Source organism: Pseudonocardia zijingensis (assembly GCF_042657305.1).
Lineage (GTDB): Bacteria > Actinomycetota > Actinomycetes > Mycobacteriales > Pseudonocardiaceae > Pseudonocardia > Pseudonocardia zijingensis.
The window spans coordinates 360,233-375,117 of record NZ_JBHSKO010000002.1 but is presented as its reverse complement, the minus strand read 5'-3'; the positions used below and the strand labels follow the sequence as shown (position 1 = coordinate 375,117).

Annotated in this window: 13 protein-coding genes; 9 read left to right on the top strand and 4 right to left on the bottom strand. The window is 74.3% G+C overall.

Annotation, left to right across the window (positions count from 1 at the left end):
* Positions 1 to 30 precede the first annotated feature (30 nt).
* On the bottom strand, positions 31 to 1,641 hold the full coding sequence (locus ACFPL3_RS05960; protein WP_343946709.1) for an AMP-binding protein: 1,611 nt from the start codon (positions 1,639 to 1,641) through the stop codon (positions 31 to 33).
* 47 nt (positions 1,642 to 1,688) lie between these two features.
* Positions 1,689 to 3,404 carry a glycosyltransferase family 39 protein gene (locus tag ACFPL3_RS05955; protein ID WP_379588480.1) on the bottom strand — a complete coding sequence of 572 codons (1,716 nt, stop codon included), beginning with the start codon at positions 3,402 to 3,404 and terminating at the stop codon, positions 1,689 to 1,691.
* A gap of 291 nt (positions 3,405 to 3,695) precedes the next feature.
* Here ACFPL3_RS05955 and ACFPL3_RS05950 point away from each other — a divergent pair, with 291 nt between their 5' ends.
* From ACFPL3_RS05950 to ACFPL3_RS05915, 8 genes are read left to right on the top strand one after another with little or no spacing between them, the layout of a single operon-like run.
* Positions 3,696 to 4,577, top strand: a complete 882-nt coding sequence (locus tag ACFPL3_RS05950; protein ID WP_343940471.1) for an NAD(P)-dependent oxidoreductase — start codon at positions 3,696 to 3,698, stop codon at positions 4,575 to 4,577.
* On the top strand, positions 4,574 to 6,613 hold the full coding sequence (locus ACFPL3_RS05945) for a hypothetical protein (RefSeq protein ID WP_343940473.1): 2,040 nt from the start codon (positions 4,574 to 4,576) through the stop codon (positions 6,611 to 6,613). The genes ACFPL3_RS05950 and ACFPL3_RS05945 overlap by 4 nt, the downstream gene beginning before the upstream one ends.
* Entirely contained in the window at positions 6,610 to 7,635 is a 1,026-nt protein-coding gene (locus ACFPL3_RS05940; RefSeq protein WP_343940475.1) for a D-2-hydroxyacid dehydrogenase, read from the top strand. Before ACFPL3_RS05945 ends, ACFPL3_RS05940 begins: the two co-directional genes overlap by 4 nt.
* A gap of 13 nt (positions 7,636 to 7,648) precedes the next feature.
* Entirely contained in the window at positions 7,649 to 9,181 is a 1,533-nt protein-coding gene (locus ACFPL3_RS05935) for an ABC transporter substrate-binding protein (protein ID WP_343940477.1), read from the top strand.
* A gap of 11 nt (positions 9,182 to 9,192) precedes the next feature.
* On the top strand, positions 9,193 to 10,110 hold the full coding sequence (locus tag ACFPL3_RS05930) for an ABC transporter permease (protein ID WP_343940479.1): 918 nt from the start codon (positions 9,193 to 9,195) through the stop codon (positions 10,108 to 10,110).
* Positions 10,111 to 10,123: 13 nt separating this feature from the next.
* A complete protein-coding gene (locus ACFPL3_RS05925; protein ID WP_343940481.1) occupies positions 10,124 to 11,026 on the top strand; it encodes an ABC transporter permease in 903 nt (300 codons plus the stop codon).
* Complete coding sequence (locus tag ACFPL3_RS05920) at positions 11,023 to 11,895, top strand: ABC transporter ATP-binding protein (RefSeq protein ID WP_343940483.1); 873 nt, start codon at positions 11,023 to 11,025, stop codon at positions 11,893 to 11,895. The genes ACFPL3_RS05925 and ACFPL3_RS05920 overlap by 4 nt, the downstream gene beginning before the upstream one ends.
* Positions 11,882 to 12,667: an ATP-binding cassette domain-containing protein gene (locus ACFPL3_RS05915; RefSeq protein ID WP_343940485.1), complete on the top strand. Its 786-nt coding sequence runs from the start codon at positions 11,882 to 11,884 to the stop codon at positions 12,665 to 12,667. The genes ACFPL3_RS05920 and ACFPL3_RS05915 overlap by 14 nt, the downstream gene beginning before the upstream one ends.
* Here the strand turns inward: ACFPL3_RS05915 and ACFPL3_RS05910 are convergent.
* Both ACFPL3_RS05910 and ACFPL3_RS05905 read right to left on the bottom strand, forming a co-directional pair.
* A complete protein-coding gene (locus tag ACFPL3_RS05910) occupies positions 12,660 to 13,694 on the bottom strand; it encodes a LacI family DNA-binding transcriptional regulator (RefSeq protein ID WP_343940487.1) in 1,035 nt (344 codons plus the stop codon). The two genes, ACFPL3_RS05915 and ACFPL3_RS05910, sit on opposite strands and share 8 nt — an antisense overlap.
* Positions 13,695 to 13,762: 68 nt before the next feature.
* Positions 13,763 to 14,263, bottom strand: a complete 501-nt coding sequence (locus ACFPL3_RS05905) for a GNAT family N-acetyltransferase (protein ID WP_343940489.1) — start codon at positions 14,261 to 14,263, stop codon at positions 13,763 to 13,765.
* 47 nt (positions 14,264 to 14,310) lie between these two features.
* Here ACFPL3_RS05905 and ACFPL3_RS05900 point away from each other — a divergent pair, with 47 nt between their 5' ends.
* On the top strand, positions 14,311 to 14,865 hold the full coding sequence (locus ACFPL3_RS05900; protein WP_343940491.1) for a TetR/AcrR family transcriptional regulator: 555 nt from the start codon (positions 14,311 to 14,313) through the stop codon (positions 14,863 to 14,865).
* The last annotated feature ends 20 nt before the right edge of the window (positions 14,866 to 14,885 follow it).

Here is a 14,885-nt window from a genome sequence, read left to right as displayed (position 1 = left end):
ACCTAACTCGAAGGGGTGAGGTGTCTCACCTCAGCCGCGCAGCTCGCGGTGCACGACCTTGCCGGTGGAGTTGCGGGGCAGCTCGTCGACGAACGTGACGTCGCGGGGCACGGCGAACCGGCTCAGCTCGGCGCGCACCCACCCCCGGACGTCGTCGGCGTCGACGTCGGCACCCGGGGCGAGCACGACGAAGGCGGCGAGCCGCTGGCCGTACTGCTCGTCGGGCACCCCGGTGACGGCGGCCTCGCGGACCTCGGGGCGGGCCGCGATCAGCTCCTCCACCGGGCCGGGGTGCACGTTCTCCCCGCCGGAGATGATCATGTCGTCGGCGCGCCCCGTGAGGTGCAGCAGCCCGTGCTCGTCGAGGTGGCCGACGTCGCCGGTGCCGATCATCCGGCCGCGCCGCTCGACGTCGACGCCCTCGCGGGTGTAGCCCGCGAACGGCATGTCGTTGTGGACGAACACGCGCCCGTCGGTGCCCACGGGCACCGGCTGGTCGTCGTCGCCGAGGATCACCAGCCGGGTGCCGACCGGCGCGCGGCCCGCGGTGCCGGGCGCGGCGCGCAGGTCGGCGGGGGTCGCGATGCTCACCCACGAGACCTCGGTGGAGCCGTAGAGGTTGTAGACGACGTCGCCGAAGCGGTCCATGAAGGCCGTGGCGAGGCCGCCGGGCAGCGCCGACCCGCTGACGGCCACGATCCGCGGGCGGTGGCCCGACCAGGCCGTCGCGAGGTCGCCGTCGGGCAGTTCGAGCACCCGCTGGAGCATCACGGGTACGGCGAAGACCGCGTCGACGCGGTGCTCCTCGGCGGTGCGCAGGAACGATTCGGGCGTGTACCGGCGGCTGAGCACGACCGGGGTGCCGTGCAGCACCGCCAGCTGCAGCGCGGCGTACCCCCAGGTGTGCAGCAGCGGCGCGGCGATGTACGCGGGCTCGCCCGCGCGCAGCGGGATCGCCGAGAGGATCGCGGCGGCGGGGGAGATGCTGTACAGGGGCGGGCGGCGCGCGCCCTTGGGGGTGCCGGTGGTGCCGGACGTCAGCACGATCGTGTGGCCCGCCGGTGGGCGGCGGGGAAGCGGTCCGGGGCCGTCGAGATCCTCGAGCGCGGTGTCGGTGACGACCCGGACGTGCTCGGGGAGGCCAGCGAGCGCGGGGCCGAACTCCTCGTCGGCCACCACCGTGTGCAGGCGCAGCTCGTCGGCGACGTCGCGGAGCTGGCCCGCCGACAGCCCGAGGTTCAGCAGCACGGCGTCGGCGCCGAGCTTGCCTGCCGCCACCTGTGCGGCGATCGCGCCGCGGTGGTTGCGGCAGAGCACGCCCACGCGGGTGCGCGGGCCCACGCCGGAGGCCCGGAGGCCGCGGGCGATGGCGTCGGTCCAGGCCGAGACCTCGGCGAACGTGAGGGAGCCCGCGTCGTCGACGATCGCGGTGCGGTCGGGGTGGCGGGCCGCTCCCGCCGCGTAGCCCGCGGTGATCGACAGGCCGTAGCGCACGAGGGCGCACGCCATGCGCGCGAGGCGGTCCGGGCGGATCGGGCGGACCACCCCGGAGCGGGTGAGCGCCACCAGCGCCCGCGCCGAGCCGACCGCCTGTTCCGCTCCCGACCGTGCCATTTCCAGCGCCCGCGCGAGGTCGACCACGGGAGCCAGTCTGGCAAGCGCCGCCCCGCCGCGCAGACGTCCGCGGCTCACGACCTCGGTTTGGCCAGGTCGTAGACGGTGTGATCCCCGATCGTGGTCGCCTCGAAGTGCTCTCGGACCCAGCTCGGGACGGGGGAGTGGTCGCCTGGCGCCCGGTCGACGAACCAGCGCACGTCCCCCGCGTCGACGAAGGCCTGGAACTGCTCGAGGGTGGGCACGGGATCGCGCCCGGCCAGCCCGCCGATCCCCATCACGGTGGTGCCGCTGGCGAGCGTGAGCGCTGCGGCGTCCTGCGCACCCATCGTGGCGGCCGACCACGGACGCCCGGTCGCGCGGAGCAGGTCCGCCAGCTCCGGCGCGGGCGCGGCCGGTGCGGCCGTGGCCCGGCCTCCGGCGGCCGCGGCGTGCACGGCGTGGACGGCGGGTCCCGCCAGCGCCATCAGCGCCAGCGTCACCCCCACCGCGGCGGCGCCGCGCCGCCGCAGGGCCGCCCCGGCCAGCACGACCCCGATCACCAGCCCGACCGCTGCGACGACCACCGATCGGGGCAGGACCTCCGGGGTGCGGTCGAACAGCGTCCACGCCCACGCCACCGTGCCGGCCACGAGCAGGGCGAGCGTGCCGCGGCCCGCCCACCTGCGCCGCCGCTCCCACAGCACCGCGCTGCCGATCCCGACGAGCGCGGCGACGCCGGGGGCGAGCGCCACCGTGCCGTACACGTGCTCGCCGCTGACGGCGAGGGCGGCTGCCGTGAGCAGGGTCCAGCCGCCCCAGAGCAGGAGCGACGCGCGGGCGGCGTCGGTGCGCGGGGCGCGGGCGCGCAGCAGCAGCCCCACCAGGAGCAGCGCGAGCGCGGCCGGCAGCAGCCAGCCGACCAGCACCCCGCTGTGCCAGCCGGGCATCGGCAGCGGGCCCGGCACGCGCACGAACGGCCCGAGGCCGCCGTCGCCCAGCACGAGCTCCACCACGCTGTCCGTGCGGGTGCCACCGATGTACGGGCGGGTGGCCGGTGGCCGCAGCTCGACGAGCGCGTACCACCAGCCGCCCGCGGCGACGGTCACGATGCCCGTGGCGAGCAGCTGCAGCAGGCGCCGCCACGCGGCGGTAGGGGCGGCCACGAGGTAGGCGAAGGCGAGCGCGGGCAGCGGCACGAGGGCCTGGGCGGGGTCGGCCAGGAACGCGGACCCACCGAGCGCGCCGGCCAGGAGCAGCCAGCCGGTGCGCGCCGCCTCGAGGGCGCGCACCGTGGCGTACGCCGCGGCGACGAGCAGCAGCACCAGCAACGCGTCCGGGTCGGTGTGGCGGAACGTCGCGACGGCCACGGGTGTGAGGGCCAGCGCCGCCCCGGCGAGCAGCCCGGCGCCGCCCCCGCCGGCCCGGCGCACGACGGCGGCCAGCAGGGCCACCGCGCCGACCCCCAGCAGCGCCTGGGGCAGCAGCACGCTCCAGGGCGAGAACCCGAAGACCCGCGCCGACAGCGCCATGACCCACAGCGAGGCAGGTGGTACGTCGACGGTGACGATCCTGCCCGGGTCGGTGGCGCCGAAGAGGAAGGCGGTCCAGTCCTGCGCCATGCCCCGGACCGCGCCGGCGTAGTAGGGGTCGGCCCAGCCCGCGGACGGCAGGCCCCACAGGTACAGGGCCGCGGTGGCGATCAGCAGGCTGGCCGACGTGCGGCGCTCGACCGGGGTGAGCCGTCGGCGGGCAGGACGCTTCGGCCGGACCGGGCGCAGGTCGGGGACGGTGTCCGCCACAACGCTCACAGCGCCTCCTGTCCCGTGCACGCGGTGGCTCCAGGTTGCGTCGCGGGCCCGGTCGTGTGGGCCCATCGGCACCGGGCGTGGCCGAGCGGCAGCGGGCAGTCCGTGAGCGGCGCTCAGCCTGAGAACCGAGGCGTGGGCTCACAGCCGGCCGGCACGGCGGCCGCGTGCCGCGCGGACGGGACTTGACATGAGCAAAGTAAATCGAAACACTCCCGCCACCGCAGCTCTGGAACGCGGATTCTCGCGGCAGGGAAATCGGTGTACCGAACGAAACGGCGATGTGGAGGTTCCGTGGCGGAAGTCGGCGTGATCGGGCTCGGGGTCATGGGTGCCCCGATGGCCGCGAACCTCGTGGCGGCCGGGCACCGCGTGCGCGGCTACAGCCGCACGCCCGCCACCCGGCAGGCCGCCGCCGAGCGCGGCGTCGAGCCGGCCGGGAGCGCCCGCGAGGCCGCGAGCGGGGCCGACGTGGTGATCACGGTGCTCCCGGACGGCCCGGACGTCTCCGCCGTCCTCTTCGGCGCCGACGGCATCGCGGGCGAGCTCGCGCCCGGCAGCCTGTTCGTCGACATGAGCACGATCGAGCCCGGCGTCGCGACGGAGGTGCACACCACGCTGGCGGCCCGCGGGATCGACGTGCTCGACGCCCCGGTCAGCGGCGGGGAGGCCGGCGCGATCGAGGCCACCCTGTCGATCATGGTGGGCGGGCGGCCCGAGGTGTTCGAGCGGGCCCGGCCCGTGCTCGACGTCCTCGGCACCACGGTCGTGCACGTCGGCGGGCCCGGCAGCGGCCAGACGGTGAAGGCGGCCAACCAGCTGGTGGTGGCCGGGCACCTGCAGATTCTGGCCGAGGCCGTGGTCCTGCTGCGCTCGCAGGGCGTGGAGCTGGAGGCTGCGCTCGAGGTGATCGGCGGTGGCCTCGCCGGGAGCACCGTGCTGCAGCGCAAGCGCGCGGCCGTGCTCTCGGGCGACTTCACGCCCGGCTTCCGGCTCGCGCTGCACCACAAGGACCTCGGGATCGTGCAGCGCACGGCCCGCGACGCCGGGGTCGCCCTGCCGGTCACGGCAGCGGTCGCCCAGCTCGTGCAGTCGCTCGTGGCGCAGGGCCACGGCGGGCTCGACCACTCCGCGCTGTACCGGCTCACCGCCGAGCTCAACGGGCTCGAGCCGTGAGCGATCGCGAGCAGTGGTGGACCGCGCCGTTCGAGATGTTCCAGACCAACCTGCGCGAGGTCGACGCGGGCATGGACGTCGAGGACGTGGCCGACCGGATCGTGGCCTTCGGGGCCGACACGTGGCTGGTGAACGCGGGCGGGATCCTCTCCTTCTACCCCACCGACCTGCCGTTCCAGACCCGCAACCCGCACCTCGCCGACCGGCCCAGCGGTGACCTGCTCGGCGACGCGATCCGGGCGGCCCACGACCGCGGCCTGCGGCTGGTGGCGCGGATGGACTTCTCCAAGGTGTCGCTCGCGATCGCGCAGCAGCACCCCGAGTGGTGCTTCGTCGACCCGGACGGCGAGTGGCAGGTCTACAACGGCCTGGTCAGCGTGTCGCCGAGCGCGGGCTACTACCAGGAGAAGGTCGTCGACGTGCTCGACGAGGTCCTCGACCGCTACGACGTCGACGGCTTCTTCTTCAACTGGTTCGGCTTCAACGAGGTCGACTACAGCGGCCGCTACCGCGGCGTCGACCACAACCCCGCGGTGCGGGAGGGGTTCGCCGCCTACAGCGGGGGCAGGCCGCTGCCGACCTCGTCCGACTCACCGGACTACGACCTGTGGCGGCGGTACGCGGCCGGCGTGATCGCCGATCTCAACGCCCGGTTCGCCGCGCACGTCCGCGGCCGCGGCCCGCACGTCGGGCTGATCCGTTCGGACATCACCTTCCACGAGGCGAACAACGCGGTCGGGCGGCCGCTGTGGCACCACGCGACGGGCGCGGCCGTGAGCGCGTTCCGGGCGCACCGGCCCGCGACGCCGGTGGTGGTCAACTCCGTGGCGTTCCTCGACATGCCCTACCGGCTGGCGGGCGAGCAGCCCGAGCACTTCGCGCAGTACCTCGTGCAGGCGATCAGCCGGGGCGCGAACCCGTCGACGTACATCATGGGAGCGCCGGGGGACATCCCGTACGGCGCGCTCGACGCGGCGGGCGAGGTCACGCGGTTCCACGACCGGCACCGCGACACCTACGCCGGCCTGCGGCCCTGCTCCACGATCGGGCTCGTCCGGCCCGACCGGCTGGCGCAGCCGCTCGACCGGGCCGCCGAGTCGGTGACCGAGTTCCGCGGCCTGTACGAAGCCCTGCAGCAGACCCACCTCGCGTTCGACGTGCTCCCGCAGGAGGGCCTCGCCGAGCTGGCCACCACCGGCGGGCTCGACGGCTACCGGGTGCTCGTCCTCCCCGACGTCGACGGGCTCGCACCGGAGGCGGCGGAGGCGCTCGACGCCGCCGTGGCGCGGGGAGCGCGGCTGCTGCTCACCGGGGTGAGCGGCTTCGGCGCCGACGGCGCCGCGGTGCTCCGCAGCGCGCCGGGAGAACGGATCACGGCCACCGCGGCCGGCCCGGAGGAGTTGATGGCGGTGTACGCGGCGGAGCCCGGCCAGCGCGGCGGGCGCCGGTTCGACGGCCCGATCCTGCCCGTCCACGGGGCGCTGCACACCGTGCAGCCGCGCGCCGGCGCGACGGTCCGGCTCGACGTGCTGGGCGCGGCGCCGTTCGGGCCACCGGAGAAGGCCTACGGCAACGAGCCCGATGGCCGGCCCGCCGCCCTGGAGGTCGGGTACGGCGACGGCGCGGTGGTGAGCGTGCCGTGGACGATCGGGCGCAGCTACCACGATCTCGGGCTCACCACGATCCGCGACCTGGTCGCCGCCCTCGTCACCGGCCTGCACGCGGGCGTCCACCCCGCGGCCGGCGCCGACCTGCCCGAGCAGGCCGAGATCACCGTGCAGCGCGGGCCCGCCGGCACGGTGGTGCACGTGCTCAACACGTCCGGCGCGCGCCGGGCGAGCTTCGGGCCCCCGATCCCGCTGCGCGGCGGCACGGTGCGGGTGCCCACGGGCACCCCGGACGCCACGGCGCACGCGTTGGTGGCCGGCACCGACTGCCCGACCTCGTGGCACGAGGGCGTGCTGACCGTGCAGGTGCCCGACGTCGACCTGTTCGACGTGATCGTCGTCCCCGACCCCCGGAACGGTGCCGCATGAACCCCCCACGGACGATCTCCACCGTCCTGTCGACCGTCCCGTTCACCCCCGACGAGATCGACCAGCTGCGGGAGGCCTTCGCGCCCGCCGAGTTCGTGTGGTGCCCGTCGGACGACGCGGCGACGATCGCCGACACGCTGCGCCGGGCCGACGTCGCCGTGCTCGAGGGTGACCTCGACGACCGGTTCCTCGACGCCCCGCACCTGCGGTGGGTTCACTGCGACCACTCCGGGCTCAACCGGTCGGCGCGCCCGGAGGTCTTCGAGAAGGGGCTGATCGTCACCGGGTCCGCGGGACGGTCGGCGCCCGCGCTCGCCCAGCACGCGTTCTACTTCGCGCTGGCGCTGACGTTCGAGGCGCGGACGCTGTTCGAGAACCAGGCCGCCCACGTCTGGCGCGGGATCGAGGGCTACTTCTGGAAGCCGGCGCTGTGGGGCAAGACCCTGGGGATCGTCGGGTTCGGGCACACCGGCCGGGAGATGGCCGCCCTCGGCAAGGCGTTCGGGATGCGGGTGGTCGTCTACCGCCGCCGGGACGGCGAGGTGCCCGCCACCGTCGACGTCCTGCTGTCCGCCGACCGCGGCGACACGATCGACCCGCTGGTCGCCGAGTCCGACGTGATCATGCTGGCCGCGCAGCTGACCGACGAGACCCACCACCTGTTCGACCGCGACCGGTTCGCCCAGATGAAGCCGAGCGCCTACCTGATCAACCTCGCGCGGGGCGCCATCGTGGACTCCGACGCGCTGGTCGAGGCCCTCACCGAGGGGCAGATCGCCGGCGCCGGGCTGGACGTCTTCGAGCAGGAGCCGCTCCCCGCCGACTCCCGGCTGTGGGACGCCCCCAACCTGGTGATCACGCCGCACACGACGCCGCGGATGCCGGACAAGACCCAGCGCTCCATCGACACGATCACGGAGAACGCGCGGCGCTACCGGGCGGGCGAGCCGCTGCTCAACGCGATCACGCCCCGGGACGTCTGGACCGCGCCCGAGCGGCGACAGGTCACCGGCCAGGCCTAGAACGGAGATCCACATGACGACAAGGACGTCTCGCCGGATCGCGGCGTTCGCCGCCGTCCCGCTCGTGTTCCTCGCGGCCTGCTCGGGGCAGGGCCCCGGCACCGCGGCGGGCACCGACCTCACGATCGCGCTCGCGGTCGAACCGGTCTCGCTGGACCCGTGCGACACCCAGGACGCCACCAACGCGGTGGTGCTGCGCACCAACGTGACCGAGTCCCTGACCCGCATCGACCCGGAGACCGGCGAGGTGGTGCCGTTCCTCGCCGAGTCGTGGGAGCAGGTCGACCCGAGCACGTGGCGGTTCACGCTCCGGCAGGGCGTGCGGTTCCACGACGGCACCCCGTTCGACGCCGCGGCCGCCGCCGCGAGCATCAACCGGGTGCTCGACCCCGAGCTGAACTGCCAGAACCTCGACCAGTTCCCCTACCCGCTCACGGCCACCGCGCTCGACGCCGCGACGCTGCAGGTCGTCTCCGAGTCCCCGGACTCGATCCTCCCGCTGCGGATCAGCTACGCCGACATCGGCGCGCCCGCCACCCCGGCGGGCGAGAAGACCAGCTCCCCCGTCGGCACCGGCCCGTACCGCTTCGCCGAGCGGGTGCAGGGCCAGTCGGTGACGCTCACCCGCAACGACGACTACTGGGGCCAGGCGGGCCAGGCCACCAGCGTGCGCTACGTCTACCGCGAGGAGCCCTCGGTGCGCGCCGGGATGGCCCGCACCGGCGAGGCGAGCATCGCGGTGCCCGTGTCCGTGCAGGACGCCACGGACGACGACCGGACCCGCGAGTACCAGGACAACCGGGTGTTCTTCCTGCGCACCTCCACCGAGAAGGCCCCGTTCACCGATCCGCGAGTGCGCCGGGCCGCGCAGCAGGCCATCGACAAGCAGACGATCGTCGGATCGCTCATGGAGCGGACGGGCACCCCGTTCGACCAGATCGTGGCGAGCACGGTCAACGGCCACATCGACGGCTTCACCGGCCCGGCCTTCGACCCGGCGGCGGCCGAGCAGCTGCTGCGGGCGGCCGAGGCCGACGGTGTGGACGTACGCGCCCCGATCGACCTCGTGACGCGCCCCGACCTCTTCCCGGGCTCCGACGAGGTGATCCAGGCGATCCACCAGAACCTGCAGAGCGTCGGGTTCACCGTGAACATCCTCAGCCTCGACACCGACGCCTGGCTGCAGCTGCTGCGCTCGCCGTTCCCGCCGGACCAGAAGGCCACCATAATCGCGATCTCGCACGACAACATCTCCGGCGACGCGAGCTTCTCCTTCCCGAAGTACATGGCCGGCGACGGCTCGAACTCCACGATCCGCAATCCGGAGATCGACGCGCTGCTCGCCGAGGCAGAGCAGGCGGGTGGTGCGGAGCGCGCTGCGCTGTACCAGCGCGCGGCGGAGATCGAGTACCGGGACGTGAACGCGTTCCTGCCGATCGCGCTCCAGTCGAAGCTGCTCATGCTCGGGCCCGGCATCGAGTACCAGCCCAACAGCCTCACCGGCGTGGAGCTCAGCGTCGCCGACATCGCCATCACCACCGGGTAGCGGGTGGATCCGTGCTGACCTTCCTGCTGCGGCGGCTCGTGACGAGCGTCGTCACCGTCGTCGGCGTCGTCGTGATCGTGTTCTTCCTGGCCCGCCTCACGGGCAGCCCGGCGAACCTCTACCTGCCGGAGGGGGCGAGCCCGGAGCGCTACGAGCAGTTCAACCGGGAGCACGGCTTCGACCTGCCGCTGTGGGAGCAGTTCGTGCGGTTCCTCGGCGGGGTGCTGCGGCTGGACTTCGGCGACTCGATCTGGCAGCAGCGGCCCGCGCTCGAGGCGGCCGCCGAGGCGATGCCGCCCACCCTGTTGCTCGCGCTGATCGCCATGACCGGGTCGCTCGCGGTGGCCGTGCCGCTGGGCGCCGCGGCGGCGCGGCGCCGGTTCCGGCTCGCCGACCGGGTCATCACGCTGTCCTCCCTGACCACCGCGAGCATCCCGGACTTCTGGTTCGCGCTGGTCGGGGTGCTGTTCCTGTCGATCCAGCTGGGCCTGCTGCCGACCTCGGGCGACGCGACCGTGGCGTCGTGGGTGCTGCCGGTCGCCACCCTCATGCTCGCGCCGGTCGGGGTGCTCACCCAGGTCACGCGCGGCGCGATGATCGACGCGCTGGGCTCGGGCTACGTGCAGAACGCGCGGGCGCGCGGCCTGTCCCCGTCCCGGCTGGTGTACCGGCACGCCCTGCGCAACGCCGCACTCCCGCTCCTCACGGTGGCGGGGGACCGGGCGGCCGGGATGGTCAACGGAGCGATCATCGTCGGCACCGTCTTCGCGTTCCCCGGCATCGGCACGCTGATCGTCGGGGCCGTGCTCAACCGGGACTTCGCGCTCATCCAGGCGTCGATCTTCATCGTCGGCGTGGCGGTGGTGCTGCTCAACATCCTCGTCGACCTCACCTACGCGCTCGCCGACCCGCGTGTGCGGATCAGCTGAAGGAGGGCGCTCGATGACCACCCCGTCCGGCGGCATCCCGTGGCGGCTGCTGCGCGGTTCGGCCAGCGCCGTGGCCGGCGCGTCGTGGCTGGCCGTGCTGATCCTCGTGGCGGCCGTCCTCCCGGTGTTCGTCACCGAGGCGGCCAACCACCAGGACCTCGCCCTGCGGTTCGAGGAGCCGTTCGGCACCGGGCACGGCATCGCCTACGTGCTCGGTGCCGACAGCCTCGGACGCCCGATGCTCCTGCAGCTGATCGTCGGGGCGCGCACGTCCCTCGTGGTGGCCGGCCTCACCGTCGCGATCTCGGCGCTCGCCGGCTTCGCGATCGGCGTGCTGTCGGGCTACGCCGGGGGCTGGCTCGACACGGTCCTGATGCGGCTCGCCGACATCCTGCACACCGTCCCGTCGCTGCTGCTCGCGCTCGCGGTGCTGTACGTCCTCGAGCCGAGCATCACGAACCTCGTCCTCGTGCTCGCGATCACCCGGATGCCGGTCTACCTGCGCACCGCCCGCGCGCAGACCCTGGAACTGCGCGAACGCGTGTTCGTCGAGTCCTCGCGCTCCCTGGGGGCCACGAACGCGCGGATCATGACCCGCGACATCGCCCCGCTGGTGGCGCCCACGATCCGCACGCTCGCGATGCTCGAGGTCGCGAACGTCATCCTCGCCGCGGCCAGCCTGAGCTTCCTCGGCATCGGCCTGCAACGCCCCGACGTGGACTGGGGGATGATGGTGGCCGACGGGCGCTCCTACCTCGCGAGCGCCTGGTGGGTCACCGTGCTGCCGGGCCTGGCCGTGCTCGCCACGGCGCTGTCGGCCAGCATCCTGTCCAACTGGTTGCGCGCGGTGGAGGACCCGACACAGCGCGGCGCGTTCCTCTCCCGGTCCCGGCGGCCCGCCGGAGCGAAGGCATGAGCGCCGCGCCGCCCGCCCTCGAGGTCACCGACCTCGCGGTGACGTTCCGCACCGAGCGCGGCGACGTCCCGGCCGTGCGGGGGATCTCCTTCACGCTCGAGCCCGGCGAGAGCCTCGCGATCCTGGGGGAGAGCGGCTCGGGCAAGTCCGCCACGGCCCACTCCCTCCTGGGCCTCGTGGACCCGCCCGGGGAGGTCACCGGCTCGGTCCGCTTCGGCGGCACGGAGCTGGTCGGGATGAGCGAGAGGGACCTCAACACGATCCGCGGACGCGAGCTGTCGATGGTGTTCCAGGACTCCCTGGACAGCCTCAACCCGGTGTTCTCGATCGGGTCGCAGCTGGGCGAGGTGTTCCGGGCCCGCGCCGGGCTCTCCCGCGCCGCGGCGGCGGACCGGGCCGTCGAGCTCATGGCCGCCGTCGGCATCCGCGACCCGCGGCAGCGGATGAACGACTACCCGCACCAGTTCTCGGGCGGGATGCGCCAGCGCATCTGCATCGCCATGGCGATCGCGCTCGACCCCAACGTGCTGATCGCCGACGAACCCACCACCGCGCTCGACGTCACGATCCAGGCCGGCATCCTGCGGCTGCTGCGCACGCTGCAGCGCGAACGCGACATGTCGCTGATCTTCGTCACCCACGACCTCGCGGTGGCGCGGATGGTGGCCGACTCGGTGATCGTCATGCGGCACGGGCGGATCGTCGAGCGTGGCGTGCTCGAGGACGTCTTCCGCAACCCCCGCCACCCGTACACGCAGGCGCTGCTCGACGCCCACCCGGCCCGGGCCACCCGGTGGCAGGACCTGCGGCCCGGGCCGGAGCACCCCGGCCTCGCCACACCCGCAGGAGTGTCCGATGAGAAGCGCTGACACCGAGCCGATCCTGCGGGTCCGCGGCCTGACCACCCGCTTCGGCAGCCGCGGGCGCGTGGTGCGCGCGGTGGACGACGTGAGCTTCGACGTCGTGTCCGGCGAGTGCGTCGCGATCGTCGGGGAGTCGGGGTCGGGCAAGTCCACGCTGGCCCGCTCGGTGCTGCGGCTGGTCGAGCCGACCACGGGCAGCGTCGAGTTCCGCGGCGCCGACCTGCTCGCGCTCCCGGCCCGCGAGATGCGCGCCCGCCGCCGGTCGCTGCAGATGATCTTCCAGGACCCGTACGCGTCCCTGCACCCCCGGCGCACCGTCGGGCGGCTGGTGGCGGAGCCGTGGGCCGTGCACCCCGGCGTCGTCGCCCCCGCCGACCGGCCCGCCCGCGTGCGCGAGCTGCTGCGCCAGGTCGGGCTCCCGGAATCGCTGGCGGGGGAGTACCCCGCCCGGCTGTCGGGCGGCCAGCGCCAGCGCGTCGCGATCGCCCGCGCGATCGGGCTCGAGCCGGAGCTGCTCGTGCTCGACGAACCGGTCTCCGCGCTCGACGTCTCCATCCAGGCGCAGATCATCACGCTCCTGATGACCCTGCGCGAGCAGCTGGGGCTGACCTACCTGTTCATCTCGCACGACCTCGCCCTCGTGCGCCTCGTGGCCGACCGCGTGCTCGTGATGCACCGCGGCGAGGTGGTCGAGAGCGGCCCCACCGACGACGTCTACCACCGGCCCGGGCACGAGTACACGCGGTCGCTGCTGGCCGCGTCCCCCGGCCTCACCTGACGGCGGCGGTCGACCCCCGCACCAGCAGGTGCGGCCGGTCCAGCGGCGGCGGCTCGCCGACGTCCTCCCCGAGCAGGCCCAGCAGCCTGCGGGCCACTGCCCGGCCGCGCTGCACGGCGTCGCGGTGCACGCTCGTGAGCGGCGGGTCGAGCCACGCGCCGATCGGCAGGCCGTCGAACCCGATCACCGACAGGTCCGCGGGCACCACCAGGCCCCGGCTGCGCGCGGCGCTGACACCGGCGATGGCCATCGGGTCGGAGCCGTAGACGATGGCGGTCGGGCGGGTGCCCGCGGCGTCGAGCAGCCTGCCGGTGCGGTCGGCCGAGCTCTCCGGGGAGTAGTCGGTGGCGATCGACGCCACCGGCTGCAGGCCGGCCGCCGCCATCGTCGCGTCGAACATCTCGTGCCGGGCCCGCGCCTGCACCCGGTCGTCCGGGCCCCCGATGTAGGCGATGCGTGTGTGGCCGAGCTCGAGCAGGTGCCGCACGGCGTCGTCGACCCCGGCGCCGGGCGGGTCGTTGTCCAGGTGGGGGACGGGGTCGCCGTCGGCGGGCGTACCGATCAGCACCGCGGGGAGCCCGAGGGAGCGCATCAGCGCGAACCGGGTGTCGCCGTAGCGGCTGTCGGTCAGCACGACGCCGTCGACGCGGCGGTCCTCGGCCAGCGTGCGGTAGGCGCGGGTCTCGTCGTCGGCGGTGTGGTCGACGAGGTAGAGCAGCAGGCCGTAGGACCGCGGGGCGAGCACCGACTCCAGGCCGGAGATCAGCAGCGAGCTCGTGGCCCCGATCTCCAGCGCGCCCGGGCGGCTCAGCACGAGCCCGATGGTGCGGCTGCGGGAGCGGCGCAGGGCCACGGCGGCGGCGTTCGGCGTCCAGTTGAGCTTCCGGACGGCGTCCTGCACGCGGGCGGCCGTGGCCGGCGAGATCTTCCCCGTGCCGTTGACGACCTTCGACACCGCGGCGCGCGACACCCCGGCCAGCGCGGCGACGTCGCCGATCGTCACCCGTCGCGGCGCCTCGTCCGCCACGTGCACCCACCCCTGTCGTGTCGAGGGACCGGACGCACAGGGTAATCGATTTACGCGAGGCGAGGGGATCAGGGGGTGGCGGCGAGGTCGAGCACGTAGTCCTGGCCGACGAGGTCGGCCCCGAAGCTGCGGTGCGGTTCCTCCCCGACGAGCCGGAAGCCCGCCGCGAGGTAGATCCGGCGGGCGGCGACCAGCACGTCGTTGGTCCAGAGTCGCACGCGGGCGTAGCCGGCGCTGCGCGCGAACCCCACGCAGGTGTCGGCCAGCCGCTTCCCGACGCCGCCGCCGCGTGCGTCCGGGTGCACCAGCAGGATCCGCAGCTTCGCCGTGCCCGGCTCCTCGTCAGCCACGCAGAAGACGCACCCCACGCGCCGCCCGTCGAGCTCGGCGATCCAGCCGCGCTCGCGAGCCGGGTCGGCGCTCTCGGCGAAGTCGGCCACGATCCGGGCGACGAGCGCCTCGAACGTGGTGTCCCACCCGAACTCGGCCGCGTACTGCTCCCCGTGCGCGAGCACCACCCAGCCGAGGTCACCGGGCTGCCCGATCTCCCGGATCCGCACTTCGCCCATCGGTACCTCCGCGTACTGAAACGAGTGTTTCAGTGCAGAATGTCGCCATGACCGCCGATCCGCAAGCCCCTTCCGCCCGCCGGGAGGAGCTGCTGGAACTGGCGTACGGCTACGTGCTCCGCCACGGCATGGCGGCGATGTCGCTGCGCCCGCTCGCCGAGGCCGTCGGGTCGAGCCCTCGCGTGCTGCTCTACCTGTTCGGCTCCAAGGACGGGCTGGTGCGCGCCCTGCTCGGGCGCTCGCGCGTCGAGGAGCTCGCCCTCCTCGCCGCGGTGCGGGAGCAGGGCGGCGGCCCGGCGGAGGTCGTCGAGCGGCTCTGGGAGTGGCTCGCCGCGCCGCAGCGGCGCGACCTGCTGCGGCTGTGGGCGGAGGGCTACGCCCGCGCGCTCGTCGAGCCGGACGGGCCGTGGTCGGGCTTCGCCGCCCAGGGCGTTCGCGACTGGATCGAGCTCCTCGGCGAGGTGCTCGGGCCGGCCGGCGACCCCACGGCGGTGCTCGCGACGTTGCGCGGTGCCCTGCTCGACCTGCTCGCCACCGGCGACGTCGGGCGCACCACGGCGGCCGTCCGGCGGCAGACGGCGATCCTCACCCCCCACCCGTGAGTGGATACGAGTGCTCCAGC

Coding starts and splice junctions, on each gene's coding strand:
- ACFPL3_RS05940 (WP_343940475.1), top strand. CDS start 6,610: ATGAACCCCCCACGGACGATCTCCACCGTCCTGTCGACCGTCCCGTTC.
- ACFPL3_RS05935 (WP_343940477.1), top strand. CDS start 7,649: ATGACGACAAGGACGTCTCGCCGGATCGCGGCGTTCGCCGCCGTCCCG.
- ACFPL3_RS05925 (WP_343940481.1), top strand. CDS start 10,124: ATGACCACCCCGTCCGGCGGCATCCCGTGGCGGCTGCTGCGCGGTTCG.
- ACFPL3_RS05920 (WP_343940483.1), top strand. CDS start 11,023: ATGAGCGCCGCGCCGCCCGCCCTCGAGGTCACCGACCTCGCGGTGACG.
- ACFPL3_RS05915 (WP_343940485.1), top strand. CDS start 11,882: ATGAGAAGCGCTGACACCGAGCCGATCCTGCGGGTCCGCGGCCTGACC.
- ACFPL3_RS05905 (WP_343940489.1), bottom strand. CDS start 14,263: ATGGGCGAAGTGCGGATCCGGGAGATCGGGCAGCCCGGTGACCTCGGC.
- ACFPL3_RS05900 (WP_343940491.1), top strand. CDS start 14,311: ATGACCGCCGATCCGCAAGCCCCTTCCGCCCGCCGGGAGGAGCTGCTG.